General features: G+C 37.8%; 19 protein-coding genes. All 19 read left to right on the top strand.

The features are described 5' to 3' along the window. The 19 genes from flhB (at position 1) to A8L44_RS01285 (ending at position 18,396) form a co-directional block, all read left to right on the top strand. Positions 1-1,083, top strand: a complete 1,083-nt coding sequence (flhB, locus tag A8L44_RS01375) for a flagellar biosynthesis protein FlhB (RefSeq protein WP_066100417.1) — start codon at positions 1-3, stop codon at positions 1,081-1,083. A gap of 111 nt (positions 1,084-1,194) precedes the next feature. Further along, positions 1,195-3,231 (top strand): flagellar biosynthesis protein FlhA, encoded by a 2,037-nt coding sequence (gene flhA / locus A8L44_RS01370; protein ID WP_066100412.1) that lies wholly within the window; start codon positions 1,195-1,197, stop codon positions 3,229-3,231. Then, on the top strand, positions 3,228-4,400 hold the full coding sequence (gene flhF / locus A8L44_RS01365; RefSeq protein WP_066100408.1) for a flagellar biosynthesis protein FlhF: 1,173 nt from the start codon (positions 3,228-3,230) through the stop codon (positions 4,398-4,400). Before flhA ends, flhF begins: the two co-directional genes overlap by 4 nt. Next, positions 4,393-5,256, top strand: a complete 864-nt coding sequence (locus A8L44_RS01360; protein ID WP_066100404.1) for a MinD/ParA family protein — start codon at positions 4,393-4,395, stop codon at positions 5,254-5,256. Before flhF ends, A8L44_RS01360 begins: the two co-directional genes overlap by 8 nt. Positions 5,257-5,259: 3 nt before the next feature. Beyond that, positions 5,260-6,354, top strand: coding sequence for a protein-glutamate methylesterase/protein-glutamine glutaminase (locus A8L44_RS01355; protein WP_066100401.1), 1,095 nt, complete (start codon positions 5,260-5,262; stop codon positions 6,352-6,354). Positions 6,355-6,366: 12 nt separating this feature from the next. Continuing rightward, complete coding sequence (locus A8L44_RS01350) at positions 6,367-8,406, top strand: chemotaxis protein CheA (RefSeq protein WP_066102276.1); 2,040 nt, start codon at positions 6,367-6,369, stop codon at positions 8,404-8,406. 29 nt (positions 8,407-8,435) lie between these two features. Next, the gene (locus A8L44_RS01345) at positions 8,436-8,897 is read left to right on the top strand and encodes a chemotaxis protein CheW (RefSeq protein WP_066100398.1); all 462 of its coding nucleotides are present in this window, start codon (positions 8,436-8,438) and stop codon (positions 8,895-8,897) included. Between the two features lie 18 nt (positions 8,898-8,915). Further along, on the top strand, positions 8,916-9,554 hold the full coding sequence (locus tag A8L44_RS01340; protein WP_066100392.1) for a chemotaxis protein CheC: 639 nt from the start codon (positions 8,916-8,918) through the stop codon (positions 9,552-9,554). After that, entirely contained in the window at positions 9,551-10,054 is a 504-nt protein-coding gene (locus A8L44_RS01335) for a chemotaxis protein CheD (protein ID WP_066100389.1), read from the top strand. The genes A8L44_RS01340 and A8L44_RS01335 overlap by 4 nt, the downstream gene beginning before the upstream one ends. A gap of 108 nt (positions 10,055-10,162) precedes the next feature. Next, positions 10,163-10,936: a FliA/WhiG family RNA polymerase sigma factor gene (locus tag A8L44_RS01330; RefSeq protein ID WP_066100385.1), complete on the top strand. Its 774-nt coding sequence runs from the start codon at positions 10,163-10,165 to the stop codon at positions 10,934-10,936. Between the two features lie 24 nt (positions 10,937-10,960). Continuing rightward, positions 10,961-12,295 (top strand): DUF342 domain-containing protein, encoded by a 1,335-nt coding sequence (locus A8L44_RS01325; protein ID WP_066100380.1) that lies wholly within the window; start codon positions 10,961-10,963, stop codon positions 12,293-12,295. A gap of 16 nt (positions 12,296-12,311) precedes the next feature. Beyond that, entirely contained in the window at positions 12,312-12,626 is a 315-nt protein-coding gene (locus tag A8L44_RS01320) for a hypothetical protein (protein WP_066100375.1), read from the top strand. An 11-nt stretch (positions 12,627-12,637) separates the two neighbouring features. Continuing rightward, positions 12,638-13,168: a hypothetical protein gene (locus A8L44_RS01315; RefSeq protein ID WP_066100372.1), complete on the top strand. Its 531-nt coding sequence runs from the start codon at positions 12,638-12,640 to the stop codon at positions 13,166-13,168. A gap of 155 nt (positions 13,169-13,323) precedes the next feature. Continuing rightward, complete coding sequence (gene rpsB, locus A8L44_RS01310) at positions 13,324-14,088, top strand: 30S ribosomal protein S2 (protein ID WP_066100370.1); 765 nt, start codon at positions 13,324-13,326, stop codon at positions 14,086-14,088. A gap of 131 nt (positions 14,089-14,219) precedes the next feature. Further along, positions 14,220-15,104: a translation elongation factor Ts gene (gene tsf, locus A8L44_RS01305; RefSeq protein ID WP_066100367.1), complete on the top strand. Its 885-nt coding sequence runs from the start codon at positions 14,220-14,222 to the stop codon at positions 15,102-15,104. A 152-nt stretch (positions 15,105-15,256) separates the two neighbouring features. Beyond that, positions 15,257-15,982, top strand: a complete 726-nt coding sequence (gene pyrH, locus A8L44_RS01300; RefSeq protein WP_066100364.1) for a UMP kinase — start codon at positions 15,257-15,259, stop codon at positions 15,980-15,982. Then, entirely contained in the window at positions 15,982-16,539 is a 558-nt protein-coding gene (gene frr / locus A8L44_RS01295) for a ribosome recycling factor (RefSeq protein ID WP_066100363.1), read from the top strand. The genes pyrH and frr overlap by 1 nt, the downstream gene beginning before the upstream one ends. 269 nt (positions 16,540-16,808) lie before the next feature. Then, positions 16,809-17,582: an isoprenyl transferase gene (locus A8L44_RS01290; RefSeq protein WP_066100360.1), complete on the top strand. Its 774-nt coding sequence runs from the start codon at positions 16,809-16,811 to the stop codon at positions 17,580-17,582. A 22-nt stretch (positions 17,583-17,604) separates the two neighbouring features. After that, positions 17,605-18,396: a phosphatidate cytidylyltransferase gene (locus A8L44_RS01285; protein ID WP_066100358.1), complete on the top strand. Its 792-nt coding sequence runs from the start codon at positions 17,605-17,607 to the stop codon at positions 18,394-18,396. Positions 18,397-18,424 lie beyond the last annotated feature (28 nt).

The following is an 18,424-nucleotide window of genomic DNA, read 5'->3' as shown; positions in this document are numbered from 1 at the left end:
ATGAGCCTACTAAAACTGGATTTGCAATTTTTTTCAGGGGAGAAAACAGAGAAGGCTACTCCTAAAAAAAGACAGGATGCAAGGAAAAAAGGGCAGGTTGCCAAAAGTCAGGATATCAATACAGCAGTTGTTTTGTTAGGGGTATTTCTCATTTTATATATAGCAGGTGGTTTTTTAAAAGATAGATTACTAGTTATTTTTAAGTATCCAATCAATCTATCTGCTACCTTCTCATATTCAGAAGCGGATTTATATTTAATGCTTATTGAACTTCTTAAACAAATGGCTATTATCTTGGGACCTATTATGTTAGCGGCTTTTATAGCCGGAATTATCGCTAATTTTGCGCAGGTAGGAGCCATGTTTTCAACCGAAACTATACAATTTAAGCTTGAAAAAATTGACCCAATAAAAGGGTTTAAACGGATTTTTTCAATGAGAGCGCTCGTCGAAATGCTCAAATCTATATTAAAGATTACGGTCATTGGAGTTATAACCTTTTATTCTATTTGGTCGCGGTTGGATGAAATTATGATGCTTTCAACTAAAACGATGGGGGCATCCTTAATTACACTTGCAGATATTACAGTCAAAACCGGTTTGTTTGCTTCGGGAGCTTTATTGTTTTTAGCCCTGTTGGACTATCTTTATCAACGTTTCGATTTTGAAAAGAGCATTCGAATGTCCAAACAGGAAATTAAACAAGAGTATAAAACAATCGAAGGAGATCCGATAATAAAGTCTCGAATCAAGCAAAAACAAAGAGAAATGGCCATGTCGAGAATGATGCAGGAGATACCAAAAGCTGATGTAGTAATTACGAATCCGACCCACTATGCGATTGCTTTAAAATATGACGAAAATCAGCTGGATGCACCATATGTAGTAGGAAAAGGGCTGGATTTTGTTGCCCAGAAAATAAAGCTTGTCGCTAAAGAAAATGATATTCCGATGATGGAAAACAGACCATTAGCAAGAGCATTGTATAATCAGGCAGATATCGGTCAGGCAATCCCTGAAGAGTTTTACAAAGGAGTGGCTGAGATTCTTGCGTACGTCTATAAACTGAAAGGCAAGTCGTAGGAAATATGATTAGCCTGATATCATTTTTGCCGTTTGATTATAGTTAGCATAATTAATCTAAGATATTGATAGATTCACGTTCTATTAATTACCCGTTAGGAGAGAAGTAGCATGCGAGCAAGAGATTTATCAGTTTTAATAGCCGTCATAATGATTGTAGCCATGTTAATTATCCCTTTACCAACATGGTTGATAAGTTTTTTAATCATGGTCAATATTTCTCTTGCCTTATTAGTATTATTGACTTCAATGAATACACAGGAACCTTTGCAATTTTCTATTTTCCCTTCCTTACTGTTGCTCCTCACGTTATTTAGACTCGGCCTTAATATTTCTACGACTAGAGCAATCCTGACACACGGGGATGCCGGTGGAGTCGTTCATGTATTCGGTGACTTTGTAGTTGGCGGTCAAGTGATCGTTGGATTGGTCGTTTTCCTAATCTTAATCATTATTCAATTCATTGTCATTACAAAAGGGGCTGAACGTGTAGCAGAGGTGGCAGCCCGATTTACGCTTGATGCAATGCCAGGTAAACAAATGAGTATTGATGCCGATTTAAATGCCGGAATGATTTCTGAACAAGAGGCGAGAACCAGACGTGATAAGGTGTCGAGAGAAGCTGATTTTTTTGGTTCGATGGATGGTGCCAGCAAGTTTGTTAAAGGTGACGCCATAGCCAGTATTATTATTGTCTTAATCAACCTGATATTCGGAATGATTATCGGTGTTATGCAAATGGATTTATCATTTGGTGAGGCGGCTGTGAAATTTTCACTTTTATCTGTAGGGGACGGGATTGTCAGTCAGGTGCCAGCCTTACTGATTTCAACTGCGACAGGTATTATCGTGACGAGAGCAGCATCAGATGGCAATCTTGCTTCAGATATTACATCTCAGCTTTTTGCTTATCCACAAATGCTGTATATTGCTGCCGGAACTATTCTGTTATTAGGGCTTTTTACACCGATTAATAATTTTCTAACATTATTTATTTCTGGTCTATTGGCTTTGGGGGCTTATAAAGCTACATCTATTCAACAAAAAGAAAGCACTGTTTCTGAACTGGAACCAGATGATACCGCAGAAGCGGAAGAAATGAAAAGTCCGGAAAGCGTCATTAGTCTTCTCAGTATTGATCCGATTGAGTTTGAATTCGGTTATGGGTTAATTCCATTAGCGGATGCCAATCAGGGCGGAGACCTTTTGGACAGGGTGGTTATGATTCGCAGGCAGCTTGCTATTGAATTGGGTCTTGTTATACCCGTTGTAAGAATCAGAGATAATATTCAGCTTAAGCCTAATGAATATAGGCTGAAAATTAAAGGTGCTGAAATGGCCAGGGGTGAGCTTTTGTTAGATCACTATTTAGCGATGGCTCCAGGAATGGATGATGATTCTATTGAAGGAATTGATACGATAGAACCTTCCTTTGGGCTGCCGGCCAAGTGGATTACGGAAGAGACCAAGGAATATGCTGAAATGCTAGGCTATACCGTTGTGGATCCACCATCAGTTGTTTCCACACATATTACTGAAGTCATTAAAACAAATGCAGCTGATTTGATTGGGCGTCAGGAAACAAAACAATTAATTGAGCATCTCAGAGAGTCTGCACCAATTTTAATAGAAGAAGTTACGCCTAATCCTTTATCTGTAGGTGATATACAAAAAGTTCTGGCTAAATTATTGAGAGAAAAGGTCTCAATTAGGAACCTACCAGTTATTTTTGAAACCTTAGCTGATTTTGGAAGGATGACAAATGATACTGACATTTTAGCGGAATATGTTAGACAGGCACTTGCCCGTCAAATCACAAACCAATATGTAACGGGTGATAATTTAAAAGTGTTAACTCTTTCTGGAAGAGTTGAAAAAATCGTTGCCGACAGTGTTCAACAGACAGAACAAGGTAATTATCTATCGCTAGATCCGACTAACTCACAGAAAATCCTTGAATCAGTAGCAGGAAAGCTGGAGGAGCATGCCTTACTTGATCAGGCACCTGTATTGTTATGTTCACCAGCTGTAAGGATGTATGTGCGCCAGCTGACAGAGAGATATTTCCCGCAGCTTCCGGTGCTATCATATAACGAATTGGAAGCAAATATAGAGGTACAAAGTGTAGGGGTGGTGAATGCTGAATGAATGTGAAGAAGTTTACAGGGATATCCATGCAAGAAGTGATGAGTAAAATACGGGCGGAATTTGGAAATGATGCCGTCATATTAAATTCAAAAGTAGTCAATAGCAATGGTATTCTTGGTCTATTTAAAAAGAAATCATTTGAAGTGATTGCCGCATTGGATACCGATTCAGTGGAAAGTAAAAAAACAACATTCACGAAGGTAAATAAAGATACGATTCCATCCATAAAAAAGGAATCAATTGAACAACCTGTTCAATTTTCCAATTCAACAAAAAAAGATATCGATAACCCATCTAATGAAATACTTAAAAAATTGCACGATATGAAACAAATGTTATCACTAGAATCCAAATACAATCACTTTCCAGATCCATTAAGAGAATTACACCATCAGCTTGTTGTAATGGAGTTGGATAAGCATATAATCGACAAACTGTTGGAGTATCTATTGGGAAAATGGAGGAATAATCAAAGGTCTGCTGAAATGACTAAGGCGGACCTATCAGAGCTGGTCCATATCTACTTACTTGAACAATTAAAGAATTTTGCCGTTAATGGTGAGCAATTATTTAAGAGAAAATATATAAATATTGTAGGTCCGACTGGTGTTGGGAAAACCACTACAATTGCAAAAATTGCAGCTGAATATGTGATTAAGCATAATAAAAAAATTGCGTTCATCACTACGGACACCTATCGAATCGCAGCTATTGAACAATTGAAAACATATGCAGAGATATTGAGAGTACCAGTCGAAGTGGCGTATAACAGTGATGATTTTAAACAAGCTGCTGAGCGTTTTGCCCATTACGATCATGTATTTATAGATACAGCAGGCAGAAATTTTCGAAATCAGGAATTTGTTGAGGAACTTAAAGGGCTGATTGATTTTAATATCGATATGCTGACATATCTTGTCCTTTCCGCTACTTCCAAAGAGTTTGATATGACAGCGATCTATAACCAGTTTTCCATAATACCCATTCACGGAGCTATTTTTACCAAATTAGATAAAACTGCCTATCATGGTTCCGTGGTGAATTTTATTCTTAAACATCATGTTCCAGTTATTTATATGACAAATGGACAAGATGTTCCCGATGATATTATTGCTGCCACCCCGGACAAAATTGTCAAAATGGTATGTGGAGGTCATTTATATGTATGACCAAGCGGAACTGCTTCGACAAAAGATACAATATAAAAAAGAAGAGCCATCTGCCAAAGTAATTGCAGTTGTAAGTGGAAAAGGCGGAGTCGGTAAATCCAATTTTTCATTAAATTTTTCAATTGGACTCGCTAAGCAAAATAAAAAAGTATTGATTATAGATATTGATGTAGGAATGGGAAATATCAATATCTTAATAGGCCAAACGGGCAGATATACAATAGCAAATCATTTTAATGAGGGGATCCCTCTAAGGATGGCTATTTCTGCTGGGCCTGAAGGAATCCATTATATTCCTGGGGGTACAGGTTTAACAAATTTTTTTAAAATGGATCAAAAACAATTTGCTCACTTTAGCCATCAATTTCAAAGCATTCTGGAAGAATATGATTTTATTATTTTGGATATGGGTGCGGGAATATCAGAACAATCCTTGCAATTTATCGTTTCTGCGAATGAATTGATTTATATTACAACACCAGAGCCAACGGCAATAACGGATGCTTATTCCATGATGAAATATCTTGTTAGCAGAACGGATGCACCGTTCTATCTTCTCTGTAACCGGGCTTCAAGCCGGAAAGAAGGTAATGAGGTCATTTTACGTTTAACGAGAGCTGCGCAACAGTTTTTACATAAAGAAATCGTGGCACTTGGGATTTTGCCAGATGATAAAACGGTACAAAAAGCAGTCATAAGACAAATTCCATTTATCCTCTTGAATTCTCGGGCTCCATCTAGTGAAGCACTAAACAAAATCATTGCTCAGTATATGGGAAGCGTGGATAAAGAGGGCAATTCACCTGCTTCGTTTATGAAAAAGATGAAGAATTTTCTTTTCGAAAGGCAGGCTTAAGATTTGGCTGCTATTAAAGTTCTAATCATTGAAGATTCACCTTTTATGAGAAAGTTGATAACTGAATTTTTACAAGAAGATGAACAAATTGAAGTGGTGGGCATTGCTAGAAATGGAGCAGATGGGCTTTTGAAAATGGAAAAGCTGAAACCTGATGTCATTACACTGGATATAGAAATGCCTGTAATGGACGGTATAACGACATTGCAGGTAATCATGGAAAAAAATCCAATGCCTGTGGTTATGCTTTCCGGTACTAACAGATCGGGTGTAGATATGATTATGGAGAGCATGAAGCTTGGTGCAGTCAATTTTATCGAAAAGCCCTCTGGTTCATTTTCACAGGATTTACACAGAATTAAGAGTCTAATGATTCAGAAAGTGAAAGAGGCTGCCAAAGTAAATATGAGCGTGTTTGACCAAAATAATCGCCTGATGAATGTGCCGCCAATCGCTGAAATTTCACAGGAACTGAATCTGACTGAAAATGTCAATGAAAAAAATACGGATGTTCCCTTCCAAAAAATTATTTGTATCGGAACCTCGACGGGAGGACCGCGAGCACTGTATACCGTATTGCCATTACTTAAAAAGAATACGGTACCTATTCTCATTGTACAGCATATGCCGGAAGGGTTTACAAAACACTTGGCTGAGAGACTAAATGAGTTGTCAGAAATAACTGTGAAGGAAGCTGAAGAGGGAGAAATTTTATGTAATGGAACAGCCTATATTGCACCTGGTGGATTTCATTTAAAAGCTTCAGTTCAAGCTGGTGTGCTGATTGCCAAATTGGATAAAACTAATTCCGTTAATGGCCACCGTCCATCGGTGGATGTCTTGTTTGATTCAGTTTCCGAACTGCCCCCTGTATACGAATGTGTAGCCGTTATTATGACAGGTATGGGATCAGATGGTACGAAGGGAATTATGAATTTAAGAAAGTTTAAAAAGTCCAGAATTATTGCTGAATCTGAAGAAACTTGTGTGGTCTATGGTATGCCAAAAGCGGCAATCGCTACGGGATTGGTGGATGAAATAATTCCTCTAGGTCATATAGCTGGAGTATTGAATGAAATTTGTAAGGGTGAGAGGTGAAGGTAAATGAGCTTGGATTTAGATCAATATTTAGAGGTTTTTATAGAAGAAAGCAAGGAACACTTACAAACTTGTAATGAACTATTATTGGAGCTCGAAAAAAATCCTGATGATGTCATGATTGTGCATGAAATTTTTAGGTCAGCCCATACATTAAAAGGAATGTCTGCGACAATGGGTTTTGATGATTTAGCACGATTAACTCATCAAATGGAAAATGTGTTGGATGAGATCCGAAATCAGCGAATAAAAGTTAATACCGACATTTTAGACATTGTATTTTTAGCTGTTGATGATTTGGAAGCAATGGTTTTATCGGTTGCAGATGGTGGAAACGGAAAAAGAGATGTCTCTTTAACAATAGAAAATTTAGAAAACATAGTAGCAGGTCAAATCGTTATGATAGGTTCTGCAGATAGAGAACATCCTGGTGCTCCGGTAGAAATGGAATCCCGTGCGGATATTTATGACGAATACGAATGGGCGGTCATGGAACAATCAATCGACCAAGGCTTTAAAGCTTACTCTGTTAAGGTAATTTTAAATGATGATTGTATCTTAAAAGCAGTCCGTGTTTTTATGGTTTATGAAATTTTTGCTGAACTGGGAGAAGTAATTAAGTCGGTTCCTCCCGTCGATGTTCTTGAGGAAGAAGATATTGGGCAGGAGTTTACGGCAACGATCCTATCAAAACAATCTGCAAAAGATATCGAACAGAGAATCTTAAAAGTATCAGAGCTTGAGTCTGTACGAGTTTCGCTGGTGCCGAATAAGACATCTAAGAATCAGGAATATAAAGCCACAAAGGATCTGGAAAATGCGAATCAGCTGCAGGTGCATTCAACAAAGCAGGTAAAGGGTAAGGAAGATGAAAAAGCTTCCTCTGTTAATACTGCAGTGGCTCATAGTAAGACGATACGGGTCAATATTGAGCGCCTTGACATATTAATGAATCTATTTGAAGAGTTAGTGATTGATCGCGGAAGACTCGAACAAATTTCGAAGGATTTAAAAGATGCAGAGCTGTTTGAAACAGTTGAACATATGACAAGAATTTCTGGTGATATGCAAACAATAATCCTAAATATGAGGATGGTACCAGTAGAAACAGTTTTTAATCGGTTTCCGCGTATGGTCAGGCAGCTTGCGCGTAATCTGAATAAACACATCCGTCTTGAAATTATTGGTGCGGAAACGGAGTTAGACCGGACTGTTATTGACGAAATTGGTGATCCTCTGCTGCATCTTTTACGAAACGCTTTGGATCATGGTATTGAAACACCGGAAGCTAGACGGGACAAGGGCAAGCCTGAAGAGGGTACAGTCATCCTGAAGGCTTATCATAGTGGCAACCACGTTTTTATAGAAATAGAAGATGATGGCGCTGGTATTAATACAGATGTGGTTGTAACAAAAGCAGTGGATAAAGGAATTATTACAGAAGAACAAGCTGAAATCATGACAGAACGTCAAAAAAACGAACTTCTTTTCGCTTCGGGTTTTTCCACAGTTAAGGAGATTTCTGATATATCAGGGAGGGGGGTTGGCTTAGATGTTGTGAAAAATACCATCGAATCTCTTGGTGGAAGTGTGTCTATTAATTCACGCCTAGGATATGGATCTATTTTTTCTGTGAAATTGCCACTTACCTTATCAATCATATCAGTCATGCTAGTTGCAGTTCAGGATGAAAAGTACGCAATTCCCTTATCTTCCATAATTGAAACGTATATCGTCCAAAGAGAAGAAGTATTAAGATCACATAATCAAGATGTCATTGACTTTAGAGGTAAGATTATCCCGCTCGTGTATCTGCATTCAATTCTTTCTATCCCTGGTTGTCGGGAGGAGGAAGACTTTTTGTCATTAGTAATTGTGCGTAATGGAGACAAGATGGCCGGGTTAGTTGTCAATTCATTAATTGGTCAGCAGGAAATCGTTTTAAAATCATTGGGTAATTACTTAAATTCTGTCTTCGCTGTTTCAGGAGCTACGATTCTCGGGGATGGTCAAGTTGCATTGATTATAGATTGCAATTCTCTTGTTAAGTAAGCAGGGCTGTAAGATAAGGAGGAGTTTATATGGCTGACAATGATAATAGACAGATGCAGAAAGTTATAGTCTTTGAGTTAGTGAATAAAGAATATGCAATACCTGTCGAGTATGTGATGTCTATCGAAAAAGTATCAACTATTACAAGAGTTCCGGGTGTAGAACCCTTTGTGATGGGAGTGATTAATCTTAAAGGGACGATTACACCGATTATTGACCTTCGAATGCGGTTTGGCCTAGAGCAAAAAGAATATGATGAGTCTTCAAGGATTATCATTATTTCCTTTAATGAATTTGAAGTGGGATTGATTGTTGATTCAGCCAGGGATGTTTTAGAGTTTCCGGCTGATTTAATTGAACCGCAGCCTAAAGTTATCGGTATGCAGGAGATTGATTTTATAAATGGCGTTGTTAAGGTTGATAAACGTTTGTTGATATTAATCAAACTCGAACGAATTTTACAAGTACTTGGAACAACACAATCTATATAGGAAGAAGGCGGGCAGGACATGTCATATCTGGATTCCATAACACATCTCCAACTGGATACCTTAAAGGAAATTGGTAATATCGGTGCAGGTAATGCTGCGACTGCTTTATCTCTATTAGTGAACAAACCGGTTATGATGAGTGTCCCTTCCGTGAAAATTGCAACATTTGACGAAACAATGGAGCTTGCAGGAGGAGCGGATAATGTTGTAGCCAGTGTTTACATGAGAATAGAAGGTGACATCACCGGCAATATGTATTTTATCCTTTCTTTATCGCAGGCAACCAGATTTATTAACCAAATGACCGGTTCCAATCAAATTTCCTTTGATCATTCATTGGATGATGAAATTTCTTTATCTGCCCTGACAGAAATGGGCAATATTCTATCTGGCTCGTATTTATCTTCCTTGTCTGATTTTACTGGTATGAAAATATATCCTTCTGTTCCTGTGCTGGGGATTGATATGGTGGGAGCCTTGCTCGGGTATGGATTACTGGAATTTTCCCAAGTTGGCGATTATGCGATTATCATTGATACGGATTTTACCGCGTCTGATAATAAAGAAGAAAAAGATGTAAATGGGCACTTTTTCTTACTGCCTGATCCTGAATCATTTGATACACTCTTTTCCACATTGGGAGTGAATATGGAATGAATCCTCGTCACGAACAGGAAATTATCCGCGTTGGAATTGCAGATATGAATTTTGCTTATAAGGGTTCCATTATTAGAACAGCCGGTCTTGGATCTTGTGTTGGTGTTGTCCTTTACTGCCCATCTCAACAGATAGCAGGAATGGTTCATGTTATGCTGCCGGATTCCTCACTTGCCAGAGGTAAAACATTTAATAAAGCAAAATATGCAGATACTGCAATACCAGAGCTTATTAAACAATTCAAGAATAAGGGAATAAAAAGTCAATTGCTCAAGGCAAAACTTGCAGGTGGAGCGCAAATGTTTCAATTCAGTTCAGGAAGTGATCTGATGAGAATCGGACCGCGAAATGTAGATGCTGTGAAAATTCAGCTTATGGAAAATCATATCCAGATAATTGCTGAAGATGTTGGCGGAAACAGTGGAAGAACAATTGAATTTAATCCGATTACAAGTATATTGCACATTCGTACGGTTAATCAGGGTTCCTGCTCTATTTAAGTTTTCATTCGGTAAAGAGCGAAATTAAGGGAAATTTGTCGGATGTATATCTGTTGTTTTTTGTTATAATTTAATTACCATAATAAACCAACTAAGGGGAGGGTCAAAATGTCTCAAGTGAATACCGGTGAAGAACAGACGTATTGGCATAAATGGCTTGAAGGCCGGGACGCGCAGGCTGGAGACATATTGGCAAAAAAATACTTGCCATTGGTCAGTTATCATGTACAACGAATTTCAGTGAACCTGCCTAAAAATGTGAATAGAGATGATATAAGAAGTTTAGCGAATATGGGTCTATTTGATGCTTTAGAAAAATTCGACCCATCCCGTGATTTAAAATTTGAGACCTATGCTTCCTTTCGAATTAGGGGAGCCATTATAGATGGATTGCGTAAAGAAGATTGGTTGCCAAGAAGTACGAGAGAAAAAGCAAAATTAATAGATTCGACTATAGAAGCGTTAGAGCAGAAGAATATGCGTAATATCACACCTGTTGAAATTGCCGAAGAATTAGGGATTACAGAGGATGAGGTTGTCAAAATCACGAATGAGAATTTCTTTTCCAATATTTTATCAATGGATGAACAGCCGCATGATACTCACTCGGAACAGGAAGCGCAATCGTATACAGTGAAAGACGAGCGCATGCTATCTCCTGAAGAAGCCCTTGTTAAAAAAGAATTGCTCAAAGAGATGGGAGACCTCATTTATAGGCTAAGTGAAAAAGAACAATTAGTGTTGGACTTATTTTATCGGCAGGAGCTGACTCTTACAGAGATCGGCTACATTTTGAAGCTATCGACTTCGAGAATTTCACAAATACATTCACGTGCACTATTTAAATTAAAAGAGTTATTAGCAAAAACAATCTACCGCTAAAGCTATTGGTTTGGGAGTGGAATAATGGATTTTCCATATAAACTAGAGGTTTCCCAAGATAAAATGAAGGCCTGGATTATACCTATAGGGAATCAGGCACAATCGGTTTCTGATAGACAAATAGATGAATGGCTTGTTTCTTTGCCGATTATCTTTGGCATAAAAAAGGAAACAAAAGTACATTTACTGAATACGGAGCAGGTTGTTTTTCCTTTATTGATTGCTGAAGGGAAATTACCGGAAAACGGACAGGATGGAGAATTAAAACTCGAATATACAAAGGGAATAGACACAGGGGAGCAACCGTTTAACTTCCGAAATGTAATGGATATCCCATCCATCTCTACAGGAGATAAAATTGCGGCTGCATCTCAACCAACTTATGGTCTATTTGGAATGGATATTTTCGGAAATGAAATCAAACCGAAACCAGGCAAAAGAGCCGTCTATAAATTGGGACCCAATGTCATTGAACATGAATCAAGCCTCTATTCAACGATTAACGGACAAATCAGTATAGTAGGTCATACTATACAGGTTAATCCTGTTTTTTATGTAAAAGGAGATTTGAGCCTGGAGGTAGGCAATATTGATTTTGTTGGAAATGTGTATATTGAGGGCAATATACCCGTCGGTTATACGATTTCGTGCGGTGGCGATTTAAAAGTTTTCGGTATGATTGAGGGATCAGACATTAATGTTGGCGGCTCGGTTTTTGTCAAGGGCGGAATTACTGGGGAAAAGAATTGCAGTATTCGAACAGGCGGAGATCTATACGCCTTATACATAAACTATGCAAATGTAATATCAAGCGGTAATATCATTATTCAACATGCCATTCTCCATAGTTTTGTAACTTCCATGAAATCTGTTACCTGTAAAAAAGGACATCTAATAGGCGGAGTTTTAAGGGCTGGCAAGAGAGTGGAACTGATGGATGCAGGGAATTTACACTATACACGTACTGAAATACATATCGGAAATAATGATGCAATTAAAATGATTAAGCAGGATTTGGATTCTCGTTATCAAAAAATGCAAAAAACACTCTCGAAACTCTCGTATATAGCTGTGAAGCTTGAAGAAAAAACAAGGTTATCGAATGACAAAAAGGATGCTCTTTTGCTGGAAAAACAAAGGAAAACAAAAGATTTTTTAGTGGATGAAATGAAAAAACTTAAGCAAGAGAGATTAATGTTAGATTATGAGCTGCAAATCGATGAGGAATTAATTATTAACGGTGCATGCTACCCTAATCTTTATATAAAAATGGGTAAGTATAGCATGCCTCTGAATCAAAATTACCAGTCAGTGAGATTTACTGATAAGGGAAACGAGATATCTGTTTATCCGCTCTAAAAGGGGGCAATGAATCATGAGTTTAAAAGCGATTGAATTGCAAGTTGCAATACCCAGAACGCAGGATGCAGGTAAAATCCAGGAGCTGTTGCAGAATCGTAGTCAACAACTGATTGAGCATGCTTCCGAACAGGAAAAAAAGAGTACAAGAGCAAAAAATGAAACAGTACTTAGGCAAGAAAAGAATAGCTCGGTTGATTGGAATAATCATTCCAAGGGCCGGCAGCAGGAAAAACGGCGGCAGAATGATGAATCTACTAAAAATCATTCTGCCTTTTCGCAAGCAGAAACCCAACCTTATAAGGGAAAGAGAATAGATTTTTCGGGGTAAGAGGAGACAAAATGACATTTATACTCATAGTAAGCATCATGGTCAATATGGTGGCTGTTTTAGCAATTGTTATCCTTTATTTGAGGCAGAATCGTCTTATTCAATTCGAGAAGGAATGTAAAGAATATCAAAAAGAAGTTGAGGAACTAATCCATACGTTTATAATCGAAATGAAGGAAGAAAACGATGAAATTAAACAGTTGTTTGTGGGTGATACTGGTAAGATATCACGCACTGAAGGACCTCGAAAGCTATCTGATCAAGAAGAGAAAATAGATCACACTATGACAGGGTTACCAAATGGATATAGACAGCAGAGTGCACGGAATGCCTACGAAAATACGAGCCGGCAATCCGTTACGAATCATCTTAAGGAAGAAAAAACGGAATCAGATGTTATCGACCAAGATTTAGAACGAGTCCCTATATTGGCTGAGGCCCAGAATATGAAGAATCAAGGGAAAACAATTGAGGAAATTGCAAAAAAAATGGGCCGTGGCAAAACAGAAATTGACCTTTTATTTAAATTAAATCAAAAGTAAAGTAAAAAGACTTGATTGTATGCTGAGATTATGCTATATTATGACATGGTGTTAATACACACGCTTGAGGATTTGGACTGATCGTGCTGTAAACCTACAGTTTCAGCCTGAAAATGATTTGAGCGGAGGAAAAACAAAACATAGGAGGAACAAACATGTCTGTAATTTCAATGAAACAACTGCTTGAAGCAGGTGTACACTTCGGGCACCAAACTCGTCGTTGGAACCCAAAAATGAAAAAATATATTTTCACGGAGCGTAATGGTATCTACATTATTGACCTTCAAAAAACGGTTAAAAAAGTAGAAGAAGCTTATAACTTCGTAAGAGACTTGGCTGCTGATGGCGGTACTATGCTTTTCGTTGGTACTAAAAAGCAAGCTCAAGATTCTGTAAAAGAAGAAGCTGGCCGTGCTGGTATGTACTATGTTAACCAACGTTGGTTAGGTGGTACATTAACAAACTTCGTAACAATTCAAAAACGTATTGCACGTCTTAAAGAAATCGAAAAAATGGAAGAAAACGGAACGTTTGAAGTTCTTCCTAAAAAAGAAGTTATTCAATTGAAAAAAGAACAAGAGCGTCTTGAAAAATTCTTAGGCGGTATCAAGGATATGAAACAAATCCCTGATGCATTGTTCATCATTGACCCACGTAAAGAGCGTATCGCTGTTGCGGAAGCTCATAAATTGAATATTCCAATCGTAGGTATCGTTGATACAAACTGTGATCCGGATGAAATCGATTATGTAATCCCTGCAAACGATGATGCAATCCGTGCTGTTAAATTGCTTACTGGTAAAATGGCTGATGCTATCCTTGAAGGTAAACAAGGTGAAGAAACAGCTCCAGTTGCAGAAGAAACAGTAGTTGAAGAAACTGTTGAAGCAGAAGAAGCAACTACAGTTGAAAATGCTTAATTGATTTTTTAAAGGTGATAAGAGGACAGTGCCTTTTATCACCTTTTTTTGAAATAAAATAGAGTGGTGTATACGGATTCGCACACTGCTACATACTGATTTTATCGGATGATATAAAGGAGGAAGACCAAATGGCTATTACTGCTCAAATGGTTAAAGAATTACGTGAAAAAACTGGTGCAGGTATGATGGACTGCAAAAAAGCACTACAAGAAACAAGCGGTGACATGGATAAAGCAATCGATTACCTTCGTGAAAAAGGTATTGCGAAAGCGGCTAAAAAAGGCGATCGTATTGCTGCTGAAGGTTTAACTTCTATCGTTGTTGAAGGCGATAAAGCAGTTATCCTTGAAGTAAATGCTGAAACAGATTTCGTTGCTAAAAATGAAGCATTCCAAACTCTTGTAAAAGAATTGGCTGCACATCTTTTAACAAATGAACCTGCAAATGTTGAGGAAGCTTTAACTCAAACAATGACTAACGGTGCAACTGTTGCTGACCACATTAATGCTGCTATTGCAAAAATTGGTGAGCGCATCACTCTTCGTCGTTTTGAAATCAAAACAAAACCTGAAAACGGAGCTTTCGGAGCTTACATCCACCAAGGCGGACGTATCAGCGTATTAACTATCGTTGAAGGTACAACTGAAGAAGCGGTTGCGAAAGATGTTTCTATGCACATCGCTGCTTTAAACCCTAAATACGTATCACGTGACCAAGTTACTGCTGAAGAAGTTGAACATGAGCGTCAAGTTCTAACACAACAAGCATTAAACGAAGGAAAACCTGAAAAAATCGTTGCGAAAATGGTTGAAGGCCGTCTAGGTAAATATTTTGAAGAAATTTGTGTACTGGATCAAACATTCGTTAAAAATCCAGATCAAAAAGTTGGTCAATTTGTACAAGCAAATGGCGCTACAATCGTTGAGTTCGTACGTTACGAAGTAGGAGAAGGTATCGAGAAGAAACAAGATAACTTCGCTGAAGAAGTAATGAGCCAAATTAAAAAAGACTAATCTAATTACATGTGTATAGCATAAAAATAGGGGACACGTTGTGTTCCCTATTTTTCAAGAATACATTTCCTTAAAATAAACAGAGTATTAGATGAGGATATCGACTATTAAAGCTTGTGATAGATCGATAACTAATGACGGTGGAGGTTACTATGAGCAGCGTAAAGTATAAAAGAGTTGTATTAAAGTTAAGTGGAGAGGCACTTGCCGGTGCTCAAGGATTTGGGATTGACCCAACCATAATTTTTTCAGTTGCTAAACAAGTGAAAGAAGTTGCGGAGCTTGGTGTAGAAGTCGCAGTAGTGGTTGGTGGCGGAAATATTTGGCGCGGTAAAACAGGCAGTGAACTTGGAATGGACCGTGCAACTGCCGATTATATGGGAATGCTTGCAACAGTCATGAATTCACTTGCGCTTCAGGATAGTTTGGAACAACAAGGGATTGAGACACGTGTCCAAACATCTATTGAAATGAGACAAGTAGCTGAGCCTTATATCCGTCGCAGAGCAATCCGCCATTTAGAGAAAACACGTGTGGTTATCTTTGCTGCAGGTACTGGAAATCCGTATTTCTCTACAGATACGACAGCAGCTTTACGGGCTGCCGAAATAGAAGCAGATGTCATTCTTATGGGTAAAAATAATGTTGATGGTGTATATAGTGCAGACCCTGTATTAGATAGCACTGCCGTTAAATATGATAAACTTTCTTATCTTGATTTAATTAAGGATGGTTTATCTGTAATGGACTCCACAGCATCATCTTTATGTATGGATAATGACATTCCACTAATTGTCTTCTCAATAATGGAAGAAGGAAATATTAAACGTGCCGTTATGGGTGAAACTATAGGTACTATTGTTAGGGGGAAAGAATAATGGCAAAACAAGTTATAGACAATACGAAGGAAAAGATGAATAAAGGAATTCAGGCATTCTCCAGAGAATTAGCCTCTATCCGTGCAGGTCGTGCTAGTGCATCCCTTTTAGACAGATTGACTGTAAATTATTATGGAGCACCTACACCTGTAAATCAGCTTGGGTCAATCAACGTTCCGGAAGCTCGTATGCTGGTTATTACACCTTATGACAAAACCATTCTTGGTGATATTGAAAAGGCAATTCTGAAATCTGATCTTGGACTTAACCCAGTGAACGATGGTAATATTATTCGTTTAAGTGTTCCTGCACTAACCGAAGAACGTCGTCGTGACCTTGTTAAACAAGTGAAGAAGGAAGCTGAAGAAGCGAAAGTTGCGATTCGTAATGTACGCCGTGATGGTAATGATGACCTTAAAAAGCTAGAGAAAAACGGGGAAATTACAGAAGATGCACTTCGTGGATATTCTGATGACGTTCAAAAAATGACGGATGATCATATCGCGAAAATCGATGCTCTTGCTAAAGATAAAGAAAAGGAAATCATGGAAGTTTGATTTTTATATCATAAAGCCCCTTTTATCTAAAGGGGTTTTTTTGTTACACCTAGTACGTATTAGGTGACGAAATTATTTAATAACAGAATCATACAGTGTGTCTAAAAAGGTTAACTGTTAGAAATCCATAAAGCTGCCAGGAAACAAACATACAAACAGAAATGTTTGTGACAATTAAATGTGGTATGATAGGTTATGGAATTTGTACTAAGGCTAAATGATCAAATATACATAAGCAGGGAAGATTAATTCCTTTTGGAGGAAAAATAATGTTTGGATGGAAGATAGTTAAGAAAAAAGGGAAACAGTATTCTATACCAGAAAGAATAGAAAAGGTAAAACAAAATAAAATACCAGACCATATTGCCATTATTATGGATGGGAATGGCCGGTGGGCAAGAAAAAGAGCACTGCCAAGAGTAGCGGGACATCATGAGGGTATGAAGGTCGTGCGTAAAACGACTAAATTAGCTAATGAATTGGGAGCTAAGGTGTTAACGGTTTATGCCTTTTCTACTGAGAATTGGAAACGTCCAAAAGATGAAGTAGATTATTTGTTAAAATTACCCGAAGAATTTCTAGGAACGTTTTTGCCGGAATTAATGGAGGAAAATGTTAAGGTGCAAATTATGGGTGATCAAAAGAGGCTGCCTTTGCATACTGTCAATGCAGTCACTACAGCATTAGATCAAACTAAAGATAATGATGGTCTAATTTTAAATTTCGCTCTTAATTATGGAAGCCGTGCAGAAATCCTCGAAGGTGTAAAAAAAGCTGCAGCTGATATGAAAGATGGTCGTTTGGAAGAAAGCGATTTGACAGAAGAACGATTCTCTGAGTATTTGATGACCAATCAGCTGATGGATCCGGACTTATTAATCAGAACGAGCGGCGAAATTCGACTAAGCAACTTTATGTTATGGCAATTAGCCTATACGGAGTTTTATTTTACAGATGTATTGTGGCCGGACTTCAATGACCATGAATTGCTCAATGCGATTGAAGAATTCCAAGGCAGATCGAGAAGATACGGCGGCGTATAATGAGGAAGGCAGGGGTTTTAGGATGAAACAAAGAATCATTACTGCGATAGTCGCGATTGCATTATTTTTACCGATATTAATTTATGGAAATATTCCGTTTCTTATTTTAATCTATGCGATGGCGACAATTGGATTATATGAACTACTTAAGATGAAGAAAATGCCGCTAATGACGATATCATCGTTACTATCGTTTTTATTAGTATGGGTTTTATTGATACCTGATCGTTACAGTAGTTTCTTTGATATGATTCAATACGATAAAATGGATATAGTTATTATCATTGCATTTTTGTTATTAGTGATTACGGTAATTTCTAAAAATGCTTTTACGTTTGATGATGCGGCTTTTCTATTGTTGTCTTCTCTATACATAGGTGTAGCTTTTTATTACTTTTTTGGGACAAGAGATGTTGAAAACGGCCTCTTAACAATACTTTTTGTATTAATTACGATATGGGTTACTGATTCAGGTGCCTATTTTGTAGGGCGATCTATAGGAAAACGTAAGCTATGGCCGGAAATCAGTCCAAATAAAACTGTAGAAGGATTCCTTGGTGGAGTTGGAAGTGCATTAGTTGTTGCAATTCTGTTCTATTTTTTCTCTAATTTGGACTACAATATAAGTAAGCTGATTATAATGGCATTATTAATTTCGATTTTTGGGCAGTTGGGTGATCTTGTACAATCTGCATATAAAAGGCATTATGGTGTTAAGGATTCCGGTAATATCTTACCGGGACATGGAGGAATTTTGGACAGATTTGATAGTTTGATTTTTATTCTTCCCATATTGCATTTCTTCATTTTTTAAACGTAACTATACAATTGCTGGGGGAGGA

It is taken from the genome of Bacillus sp. FJAT-27986 (assembly GCF_001685035.1).
Taxonomy (GTDB): Bacteria; Bacillota; Bacilli; order Bacillales; family Pradoshiaceae; genus Pradoshia.
This window is presented reverse-complemented; position numbering and strand designations above follow the sequence as displayed.